Here is a 7,110-nt window from a genome sequence, read left to right as displayed (position 1 = left end):
TCGACCGCGGCGACCGTCCCGCCGCCCGCTCCTTCGAGCGCAGCGACCGCCCGGCCCGCACCTCGTACGACCGCAACGACCGTCCCGCCGGCGCGCCCGCGGCCCCCGTCGCGACTCCTCGGACTTCTACCCCTCGCGCGACACCCGCGGCTCGCACCAGGTCGACGACGTCGTCCTCGAGCGCCTCGAGGCGACCGCGACCCTCGCCGTCGACGTCGAGGGCGTGTCCTTCGGCGACCTGGGCCTCGGCGCCAACATCGTCCGGCAGCTGACCTCGATGGGGGCGGCCGCGCCGTTCCCGATCCAGGCCGCGACGATCCCCGAGGTGCTCCGCGGCAAGGACGTCCTCGGCCGCGGCAAGACCGGCTCCGGCAAGACCATCGCCTTCGGCGCCCCGGTCGTCGAGCGCCTGATGGAGAACAACGGGGGCAAGGACCGCAAGCAGGGCCGCGCCCCCCGCGCGCTCATCCTCGCCCCGACCCGCGAGCTCGCGATGCAGATCGACCGCACCGTGCAGCCCATCGCGCGCTCCGTCGGCCTCTTCACGACGACGATCTTCGGCGGCGTGCCCCAGTACAAGCAGGTCGGTGCCCTGCAGCGCGGAGTCGACATCGTCATCGCGACGCCGGGCCGTCTCGAGGACCTCGTCGAGCAGGGCCGCCTCGACCTGTCGAAGGTGACCGTCACCGTCCTCGACGAGGCCGACCACATGTGCGACCTCGGCTTCCTCGAGCCGGTGCAGCGGATCCTCCGCCGCACGGCGTCCGGCGGACAGCGCCTGCTCTTCTCGGCCACCCTCGACAAGGGCGTCGCGACGCTCGTCGACGAGTTCCTGGTCGAGCCGAGCGTGCACGAGGTCGCCGGCGAGGACCAGGCGTCCTCGACCATCGACCACCGCGTCCTGGTCATCGAGCACCGCGACAAGGCCCAGATCATCGAGCAGCTGGCCGCGCGCGAGGGCAAGACGCTGATCTTCGCCCGCACCCGCGCCTTCGCCGAGCAGCTCGCCGAGCAGCTCGAGCACGCGGACATCCCGGCGACCAGCCTGCACGGCGACCTCAACCAGTCGCGCCGCACGCGCAACCTCGCGCTGCTGACCAGCGGCCGTGTCGACGTGCTCGTCGCGACCGACGTCGCCGCCCGCGGCATCCACGTGGACGACATCGACCTGGTCATCCAGGCCGACGCGCCCGACGAGTACAAGACGTACCTGCACCGCTCGGGCCGCACAGGCCGCGCGGGCAAGAAGGGCACCGTCGTGACGCTCATCACGCGCAACCGCCGCCATCGCATGGAGGAGCTGCTCGAGCGCGCCGAGATCGAGGCCGACATGGTCCAGGCGTTCCCGGGCGACCGGGTGCTCGCCGAGATCAGCGCCCCCGCCGAGTAGGCGGACAGGGCAACGCCGAAGGGCGGACACCTCACGGTGCCCGCCCTTCGGCGTTGCTGCGGTCGGTGACCGCGGGTCGACTGCTTACGCAGCCGGCATGAGGACGGTGTCGATGAGGTACACGGTCGCGTTGGCGGTCTGGACGCCACCGCAGATGACCGACGCGTCGTTCACCTTGATGTCGTCGCCGGAGCCGGTGACGGTGAGGTCGGTGCCCTGGACCGTGGTCTGCGCACCCTCGATGTCGGCGGGGGCGATCTGGCCGGGGACGACGTGGTAGGTCAGGACCGACGACAGCGTCGCGGCGCCCTCGGGGGTGGCCAGCGTGGCGAGCGTCGCGGCGTCGAGCTTGGCGAACGCGTCGTCGACGGGGGCGAAGACGGTGAACTCGCTGCCGTTCAGCGTGTCGACGAGGTTGACGTCGGGGTTGAGCTGGCCGGAGACCGCCGCGGTGAGGGTCTTGAGGAGCGGGTTGTTCGAGGCGGCCGTGGCGACCGGGTCGAGCGACATGCCGGCGACCGAGCCGGCGCCGTCCGGGACCTGCTCGGCGTAGGCGGCGCAGCCGGGTCCGACGAGGTTCGCGGCCGGGTCCATGGTCGCCATGGGGGTCTCGGTCTCCATGGGAGTCGAGGTCTCCATGGGAGCGGAGGACGACATCGAGTCCTCGGTGGACTCGGTGGTCGAGCCGCTGCCGCTGGAGCAGGCGGTGAGGCCGAGGGTCGCGACGCTGATGAGGGCGAATGCGGCGAAAGTGGTGCGCTTGGTGGTTCGCATGATGTTTCTCCTTCGTGAGACGGTCCCGGTGAGGGGCTCCGTTGTCCTGGTCGTGCAGAGGGGGTTCGTGCTGTGTGGACCGTTTCGCGGCCGTTGACATGTCTTCGGAGCCCTGCCCGAGGGGGTTTGGATCGGATCGGAGAAGTTCGGTAACGGCTTCGTAACGGGGTCGGGCGGCCCGCCGTGCAGGTCCTCCACGCCCCTCGGGCGCTCGGCTGCGTCGATTACCCTGGAGTCCGCCTGCGCTCGCGGGCGCCGGTGCACGGTCCTCGCGATCCGCCGGGAGCAACCGCGCGATCCTCCGGGTCCGCCTCGACGAACGGGATCCGACGTGCAGACCAGGTGGGCGCGAGTCGCACGGGGCGTCACCGCCGCCGTCGCCGCGACCGCCACCGCCGCGGCGTCGCACACCCTCGCCGGAGCCCACGCCCCGAGCCCGGCCGTCCTCGCACTCGCGGCCGCCTTCGCCGCCGTGGTGTGCGTCTTCCTCGCCGGCCGCCGGCTCTCGCTGGTGCGCCTCTCGCTCTCGGTGCTGCTCAGCCAGCTCGCGTTCCACGTCCTCTTCCTCGCGAGCGGCGGGGGCGACGTCAGCGTCGTCGGGACCACCGCGACCGGCGCGCACTTCCACGACGGGGGCACCGTCGAGCTGGTGGCCGCGGGCGGCGGGCACGCGGCACACTCCCCGCTGATGACGCTGGCGCACCTCGTGGCCGGCGTCCTCACCATCGCTGCGCTGCGGCGCGGCGAGGGGCTCTTCTGGACGCTGGGTGAGCGGCTCGCCCGCGTCGTGGTGCGGTTCGTCGTCCGGGCCGGTGCGCTGCTGCTCGGACCGGTCGCTCCCTCCGTCGCCGTGCACGGCGCTCCGGAGCCGCGCTCGCCGCGTCCGCTCGACGCCGCGCTCACGCACCTGCGGCACCGCGGTCCGCCGCTGCGCGCCCTGCGCGCCGTCTGACACCGCCCCGCTCCGGGGCTCGTGCCGGTCGGCGTCCATGCGCGCACCGCACGACCGCGCTGCGCTTCCGGATGCCCGGCGACCGCCGGCCCCCTTCAAGGACTCGTCATCATGACCTCGACCACTCGTTCCTCCGCAGCCCGCTCCACCTCCGCCCGTTCCTCTTCCGCCCGTTCCTCTTCCGGTCGCCGCTCGCAGCGCCTCCGCCTCGTCGGCAGCGGCGCACTCGTCGCCGCCGGCTCCGTCGCCCTCGCGCTGGCCGCACCGGCGGCGGCGAGCGCGCACGTGACCGCCGCCGCCAGCACCACGGCCGCGGGCGCCTACACGGTCGTCACGTTCTCGCTCGCTCACGGCTGCGAGGGCTCGCCGACCACGGGCCTCACCATCACGATCCCGGACGGGATCAACTCGGTCAGCCCCACCGTGAACCCCAACTGGGAGGTCGTGAAGAACGAGGTCGCCCTCGCCGAGCCGATCACCGACTCGCACGGCGCCTCCGTCACCGAGCGCGTCTCCGACGTCGTCTACACCGCGAAGACCCCGCTGGCCGACGGCTACCGCGACACCGTCTCGCTGCAGCTGCAGCTCCCCGAGGACGCGGCGGGCGAGACCCTCGCGTTCCCGGTGCTGCAGACCTGCGAGACCGGCTCGACCGCCTGGGACCAGCCGACCGTCGAGGGCGAGGACGAGCCGGAGCTGCCCGCTCCGGTCGTGGCCGTGACCGCTGCGGAGGAGGGGGAGGGCCACCACGGCGCCGGCTCCGGCTCCGCTTCGCACGAGGACGAGGAGACCGCCGCGGCGACCACCGCCTCCTCGACGAGCTCCGCCGGTGGCGCCGATGTCGTCGCCCGCGTCCTCGGTGTCGGCGGCCTCGTCGTCGGCGCCGTCGGAGTCGCGGTCGCGCTCGCCTCGCGCCGTCGCGGACCGAAGGCCTCGGCGTGACCCTGCGCCGCAGCTCCGGTGTCGCCGCCGCGGCGATCCTGGTCGGCCTCGCCGGCTCGGTCGTCGTGGCGGCGCCCGCCAGCGCGCACAACTACCTCGTCTCGAGCACTCCCGCGGCCGACGCGACGCTCACCGAGCAGCCCGGCACCCTGGCCGTCACCACCAACGACGACCTGCTCGTGCTGGGCGACGACGGCCGCGCCGCCGGCCTGCGAGTCACCGGACCCGACGGCCTGTACTACGGCGACGGCTGCGTCACCGTCCTCGGACCCGAGGCGTCGATGCCCCTCGAGCTCGGTGCGGCCGGTGCGTACGAGGTGACCTGGCAGGTCGTCTCGACCGACGGCCACCCGGTGTCGGGCCAGTACTCGTTCGACTGGCAGCCCGCCGCGGGCGTCGCCCTCGCGGAGGGCTCGGAGTCGGTGCCGGACTGCAACGGCACGGTCGACGTCTCGGGGGAGTCGGCCTCCGCCGAGTCCGGCTCCGCCGACGCCGCCCCCTCGGGAACCGACGCCGTGCCGATCGGGGACGTACTGTGGATCGGCGGGGCGCTCGCCGCGGTCGCCCTCGCCGTCGGGGTCACGATGCTGGTGCTGCGCCGGCGTCCTCGGGAGTAGCCGCTGCGGCCTGCTGCGCGCGCTCCGGCGTCAGCGCAGCAGGTCGGCCAGCGGCCCGCCGTTCAGGTCCGCGAGGATCGCGGCCGCGTCGTCGTACACCGCGACGCGCCCGCCTCGCGCAGCTCGTGCTCGCCCGTGCCGCCCGAGAGCACCGCGACGGTCGCGAGCCCGGCCCTCTCGGCCGCGAGCACATCCCACGAGGCGTCGCCGACCATGATCGCGTCGTCGGGCCCCGCCTCCGCGCGCTCGAGCGCGATCGCGATGATGCCGGGGTCGGGCTTCGCCGTGTCCACGTCCTCCCCGCTGGTGACCGCGTGCACCGCGTCGCCCAGATCGAGCACGCGGAGGAGGAGGTCCAGCTCCTCCTGCGGCGCCGAGGTCGCGAGGATCACGCGTGCTCCCCGCCCGGCGATCGCCCGCACCAGCTCGCGCGCCCCCGGGAGCAGCACCAGTCGGGGTCCGAGCTCGGCGTAGTTCTTCGCGTGCAGGGCCTTCAGTCGCGTGCGGGTCTGCTCGTCGACGTCGTCGTCGGTCAGCATGCCGATCAGCTCCGACGAGTCGGCGCCGATCGCGCGCTGGATGCGCCAGGCCGGCACCTCGAGGTCGCACTGCCAGAACGCGCGCGCCCACGCCTCGATGTGCAGGAAGTTCGAGTCGACGAGCGTGCCGTCGATGTCGAAGAGCACCGCGGTGGTGCGGGTGCGGTGCGAGGTGGTGGTGTCGCTCGTGCTCGTGCTCGTGCTCGTGCTCGTGCTCGTGGTCGTGCTGTCTGCCGTCATGCTCGTGTCGTCCTCCGCTGTCGGGTCGTTCGCGCTGTCGTCGTGCTCGCGCTGTCGTCGTCGGCCCGGCACCGTCACCAGGGGGAGGACGGCACGTTACTCCGGGCGAGCGGCGGGGTGAGACCCCCTTGCGCGATGTCGCCCCGCACGACCGCCTCGAGGATCCGGTCCACCTCGGCGACCCCGTCGGCATCGGCGGGCAGCAGGAAGCGCCGGTCGCCGAGGTTCACGGACAGCGACGTCGGTCCGACACTCCAGTGCACCGGGCGGGCGCCCTCGGCCTCGGGCAGCAGGCTCGCCTTCCGTCCTCCGTCGAGCGAGCGGATGCGCAGCCGCGGGCCGTGGTCGTGGTGCAGCCGCACCAGCCGCTCGTGGAGCGCGGCGATCACCTCGGCCGGCGGCGGAGGAGGCGACTCGCGCACGGCCTCCCGCGGCGCTTCGTACCCGGGGAGGTCCGTGCGGTCGTCGACCTCGAGGACCGCCGTCAGGTCGACCCCGCCGCGAGTGCCGTCCCAGCCGTCGAGCCGCTGCACGCGCCGGCGGCTCCTGTCCGGAACGAGGACTCCCTCGCCGATCGCGAGCCGTTCGCCGAGCACCGTGCGTCCGACCAGCCCGCGGACCACGCCCGCCACCGGTCGAGAGGGCCTCGCCGGCTCGTGGTGCTCCTTCAGGAACCTCGCGCGGAGCCCGGGGATCCGAGGTCCGAGCGCGATCAGCGTCCAGGTCACCCTGTCGCCGACCGCGAACGGCTCCCCGCAGCAGTCCATCGCCCAGCCCTCGAGCTCGACGTCGACGAGGTGGCGCCTCGCCGCTGCGCGCTCCTGGATCGTGTGCTCGCCGGTCATCGTCTCCCCGATCGTCCCGCTCTCGTTTCGCCGCCGTTCCCGTCGACCATCGTCACCGATGCCCCCCTCCGTCGGCGACTGCCGGCCCTGCATCCCCTGCCGCTCAGAACGGAGGGGGATTGCCGTCGCGCCGCCACTCCGGCGCACCTCCGAAGAGTCGCTCCGGCCGCTCCGGCCGCTCCGGCCGCTCCGGCCGTTCCGGTCGCTCCGGCGCGGTCCTGTGGTGTCGTCCGGTGGGACTGGTCCAGTCGAGGACGCCGCCGGGTCGGTGGTGGACCTGCCAGGTGGTGGTGTGGCGGAGTCGGTGGTGGTGCCGGCAGAGGTGGGCGAGATTGCCGGTGTCGGTGCGGCCGTCGTGCTGCCACTCGATGCTGTGGTCGATGTCGCTGTCGCGGGCGGAGCGGGTGCAGCCGGGGAAGCGGCAGGTGACGTCGCGGGTGGCGAGGGCCCGGCGCAAATCGGCCGGGACGCGGTAGGTGGTACGTCCGACGGAGAGGACCGCGCCGGTCTCGGGATGGGTCAGAATCCGGGCGAAAGAAGGCGCGTCGGCTGCCAGGCGCCGAGCGGTCGCCGGGTCGATGGGTCCGTAGCCGTCGAGGATGCCGGGCTCATCCGAGCGCCCGAGGAGGGTCAGGACGGGAACGGTCACGGAAACACGGGGGCGGATCCCGTGCGGGACTGCGGTGGCGGGTCGAGAGCCGTCGGGGCGGCTGACGGTCTCGCCATCGAGGAGGAGTGCGGCGGCGACGTCGGCGCGCAGCTGTCCGAGGGTGCGTTGCTCCTCCGGCACCTCGTGCAGGCTGCGCGCGGC

8 protein-coding genes are annotated in these 7,110 nt (G+C 73.7%); 4 read left to right on the top strand and 4 right to left on the bottom strand.

The features are described from left to right. The coding region (locus B0T42_RS18435) for a DEAD/DEAH box helicase (RefSeq protein WP_236720411.1) at positions 1–1,390 on the top strand (1,390 nt) is incomplete at its 5' end. Between the two features lie 84 nt (positions 1,391–1,474). Here the strand turns inward: B0T42_RS18435 and B0T42_RS18430 are convergent. Further along, the gene (locus B0T42_RS18430; protein WP_077224434.1) at positions 1,475–2,164 is read right to left on the bottom strand and encodes a fasciclin domain-containing protein; all 690 of its coding nucleotides are present in this window, start codon (positions 2,162–2,164) and stop codon (positions 1,475–1,477) included. Positions 2,165–2,495: 331 nt separating this feature from the next. Between B0T42_RS18430 and B0T42_RS18425 the strand changes: the two genes are divergently transcribed. The 3 genes from B0T42_RS18425 (at position 2,496) to B0T42_RS18415 (ending at position 4,675) form a co-directional block, all read left to right on the top strand. Then, entirely contained in the window at positions 2,496–3,116 is a 621-nt protein-coding gene (locus tag B0T42_RS18425; protein ID WP_077224433.1) for a hypothetical protein, read from the top strand. Positions 3,117–3,227: 111 nt separating this feature from the next. Beyond that, positions 3,228–4,058 (top strand): YcnI family copper-binding membrane protein, encoded by an 831-nt coding sequence (locus B0T42_RS18420; RefSeq protein ID WP_077224432.1) that lies wholly within the window; start codon positions 3,228–3,230, stop codon positions 4,056–4,058. Beyond that, positions 4,055–4,675 carry a copper resistance CopC family protein gene (locus B0T42_RS18415; RefSeq protein WP_158078188.1) on the top strand — a complete coding sequence of 207 codons (621 nt, stop codon included), beginning with the start codon at positions 4,055–4,057 and terminating at the stop codon, positions 4,673–4,675. The genes B0T42_RS18420 and B0T42_RS18415 overlap by 4 nt, the downstream gene beginning before the upstream one ends. A gap of 62 nt (positions 4,676–4,737) precedes the next feature. On the opposite strand, the gene B0T42_RS18410 is transcribed toward B0T42_RS18415, so the two are convergent. The 3 genes from B0T42_RS18410 to B0T42_RS18400 form a co-directional block, all read right to left on the bottom strand. Then, a complete protein-coding gene (locus B0T42_RS18410) occupies positions 4,738–5,454 on the bottom strand; it encodes an HAD family hydrolase (protein ID WP_236720410.1) in 717 nt (238 codons plus the stop codon). A 74-nt stretch (positions 5,455–5,528) separates the two neighbouring features. Next, entirely contained in the window at positions 5,529–6,299 is a 771-nt protein-coding gene (locus B0T42_RS18405; protein WP_077224431.1) for a DUF6578 domain-containing protein, read from the bottom strand. A 103-nt stretch (positions 6,300–6,402) separates the two neighbouring features. Continuing rightward, positions 6,403–7,110 (bottom strand): HNH endonuclease signature motif containing protein (locus B0T42_RS18400; RefSeq protein WP_139344585.1); only part of this gene is annotated, 708 nt, incomplete at its 5' end.

It is taken from the genome of Rathayibacter rhapontici, assembly GCF_001995175.1.
Classification (GTDB): Bacteria; Actinomycetota; Actinomycetes; order Actinomycetales; family Microbacteriaceae; genus Rathayibacter.
This window is presented reverse-complemented; position numbering and strand designations above follow the sequence as displayed.

What these genes read in the sequence shown, in the direction of transcription:
- B0T42_RS18430 (WP_077224434.1), bottom strand. Translation starts at nt 2,164, where the DNA reads ATGCGAACCACCAAGCGCACCACTTTCGCCGCATTCGCCCTCATCAGC.
- B0T42_RS18420 (WP_077224432.1), top strand. Translation starts at nt 3,228, where the DNA reads ATGACCTCGACCACTCGTTCCTCCGCAGCCCGCTCCACCTCCGCCCGT.
- B0T42_RS18410 (WP_236720410.1), bottom strand. Translation starts at nt 5,454, where the DNA reads ATGACGGCAGACAGCACGACCACGAGCACGAGCACGAGCACGAGCACG.
- B0T42_RS18405 (WP_077224431.1), bottom strand. Translation starts at nt 6,299, where the DNA reads ATGACCGGCGAGCACACGATCCAGGAGCGCGCAGCGGCGAGGCGCCAC.